Below are 2,679 nucleotides of genomic sequence, written 5' to 3'. Positions count from 1 at the left end.
CCCCTCGGAGAAGCTCCCCATCTCCTGCGACCAGTCGCGCAGGCGGCCGCGGGCCCCGTGCAGGTGGGGGCTGAGGGTGAGGGTGAAGGGCATCGGCAGGTCGGGGATACGGGCGGGCCCGACGCGCTGGAAGGGCACGTGGGTGTGGTTGCGCAGCCGCTGCGCCCCGGCGCCGGCGAGGAGGGCGCGCACGTCGGCGGCGGAGGCTCCCGCCCCGGTGGGGCCGCGCAGCGGGTCGGTGCGGGCGGCGACGGCGCCCTGGTTCATGTACCTGCTGGAGCGCAGGTGCCATTCGTGGCCGCCGGACTGCCAGTCCTGGAGTCCGCGCGCGTAGGCGGCGACGGCGGCGAGCTCGTCCGGGGCGAGGCCGGCCTCCAGGGCGAGGGCGGGGATCTCGGTGAGGGCGGTGTGCTCGAACTGGTGGAGGCGGGAGGTGAGGACGTCGTTGACGATCTCGGCGGCCTGCTGGGTGGCGCAGCCGAAGAAGTTCTCCAGCACCAGGACGCCGTTGCTGAGCTCGCCCTCCTCCTCGACCTCCCGCTGGTAGGAGAACAGGTCGTTGCGCAGGTGGACGCCGTCGGAGAAGGTCTCCATCAGCACCCTCAGCGGGCGGGACTCCGCGACACGGTGCGGGACCTCGGCGGTGGCGTACTCGACCAGGCCGGCCGACCAGGGGGCGCCGCCGACCTTGCGGCGCATCTCGATGTACTCCACCGGATTGGCGATCCGGCCCTCACCGATGTTGGAGAGCTCCCACAGGGACTCGTTCAGCAGGTGTTCGGTGGCAAGGGCGAAGCGGCGGCGCCAGTGTTCGGACATGGCGGGGACGGTGCGGGCCCACAGGTCGGCGAGTCCGGCCTCCACCGGGTTCTCCGGGGCGGGCACGGGGGTGTCCGGGTCGGAGGGCATGAAGAGCGGCAGCCGTTCCAGGTGGGACCGGCCGCCGGCCCGGTCCAGGCCGCGCTTGAACATCTCCAGGAAGTGGTCGTCGAAGAAGAAGACCCAGACGTACCAGTCGGTGATCAGTGAGAGGGCGGGACCGTCGCAGTCGGGGTGCGTGTAGGCGCACAGCAGACCGTAGTCGTGCGCGTCGAGGTCGGACTGCTCCCAGACGCCGGATCCCTCCAGCATCCCCATCTCCCGCGCCCAGCGGGTGGAGTGGGCACGGGCCTCGTCGAGGTGCGGGTTCAACCGGGCGGGATACGGCATGTAGAAGTGCGGGAGTCGGAACGGCTGCGTCATGGCCGGGTCCTGCCCCGGCCCGCTTCCGGCCATCCGCCCGGAACCCCGGCTCCACACCTTCGCGTGAAACCGGGGCGAACGGGAACTCCCGCGCGGGCGGATGCTGTTCGGCGGCCGCCGGGCCTCGGGGCCCGCGCTACCGGACCTTGCGGCCGACGCCGCCGTGCTGCCCGACCGGGGTGGTGTCGGCGCCCTCCTCCGGGTGCCAGAGCGGCACGGACACCACACCGGGCTCGACCATCTCCATGCCGTCGAAGTACGCCTCGATCTCCGCGACGGGGCGCAGGAAGTAGGGGACGGCGCCGGTCTCGTTGTAGCCGTCCTGTGCGCGCTCGTACTCGGGATCGACGCCCCGGGAGCCGTCGTTGACGCACAGGTAGCTGCCCGTGGGCAGCCCCGCCATCAGCCGCCGCACCAGGTCCAGGGCGGTCTCGTGGTCGCGGACGTGGCCCAGGGTGCCGCTGAGGATCAGCGCGGTGGGCCGGGTGAGGTCGAGGGTCTCGGCGGCGGCCTCGACGATGGCCTCCGGCCGGTGGAGGTCGGCGTCGAGGTAGGCGGTGGCGCCCTCGGGGGTGGAGGTCAGCAGCGCACGGGCGTGGGTCAGGACCAGCGGGTCGTTGTCGACGTAGACGATCCGCGCGTCGGGGGCGTGCCGCTGGGCGACCTCATGCGTGTTGTCGCTGGTGGGCAGGCCGGTGCCGACGTCGAGGAACTGCCGTATCCCGCACTCCAGCACCAGGTGGCGGATGCTGCGGCCGAGGAAGGCGCGGCTGGAGCGGGCGATGGTGGTGATGCCGGGGAAGACGGCGGTGTAGGCGTCCCCGGCCTCCTCGTCGACCGGGTAGTTGTCCTTGCCCCCCAGCCAGTAGTTCCAGATGCGGGCCGAGTGCGGGACCGAGGTGTCGATGGGGCGGGGCGACTGGGTCGTCATATGTGCTCTCCTCCGGCCATGGGGGCAGCGTGGTGATCCTGATGTCACTGGCGTCGGAACTACCTGTCGTGAAGAACTTAGACACCAACATCAACATCCTGCACACGAGTTGGCCGAATACCCACTCCGGCCGGTCGTCGACGGTCGGACGGTGTCGGCAATCGGTCGACCTGGCCGAAACTTGCTCTGGCTTCCCCCCGATCAAGGGTGTTCGAATCAAACTCCACTCCAGACCCAGGGCCTGACGGGGGAAACGCGTGCCTTCCCTGACCTACCAGGAGCTTCACGCCCGCCACACGGACGCCATCCGTGCCGAGGTCGCGGCGACGCTCGAACTGGCCGGGCCGCCGGGCGACCTGCTGCGGACCTCCTGCGAGGAGTTGCTGCGCCGGCAGACGATGCGGTACCCGCTGTCGGTGCTGCCCCTCGCGGTGCACGGCGCCGAGACCGGCGACCCGGAGCCGGCGCTGCCGCTGGCGGTGGTGCACCTGCTGTGGTGGACGGCC

General features: G+C 71.5%; 1 protein-coding gene and 2 pseudogenes. 1 reads left to right on the top strand and 2 read right to left on the bottom strand.

All coding sequences use genetic code 11. The features are described from left to right. Positions 1-1,242: pseudogene (gene cyc2, locus HW445_RS25825) on the bottom strand (germacradienol/geosmin synthase Cyc2); the annotation flags it as partial. 136 nt (positions 1,243-1,378) lie between these two features. Further along, entirely contained in the window at positions 1,379-2,173 is a 795-nt protein-coding gene (locus HW445_RS25820) for an SAM-dependent methyltransferase (RefSeq protein WP_180223303.1), read from the bottom strand. Positions 2,174-2,430: 257 nt separating this feature from the next. Here HW445_RS25820 and HW445_RS25815 point away from each other — a divergent pair. After that, positions 2,431-2,679: pseudogene (locus HW445_RS25815) on the top strand (hypothetical protein); the annotation flags it as partial.

It is taken from the genome of Streptomyces sp. UH6, from assembly GCF_013421635.1.
Taxonomy (GTDB): Bacteria; Actinomycetota; Actinomycetes; order Streptomycetales; family Streptomycetaceae; genus Streptomyces; species Streptomyces abyssomicinicus.
This window is presented reverse-complemented; position numbering and strand designations above follow the sequence as displayed.

What these genes read in the sequence shown, in the direction of transcription:
- HW445_RS25820 (WP_180223303.1), bottom strand. Translation starts at nt 2,173, where the DNA reads ATGACGACCCAGTCGCCCCGCCCCATCGACACCTCGGTCCCGCACTCG.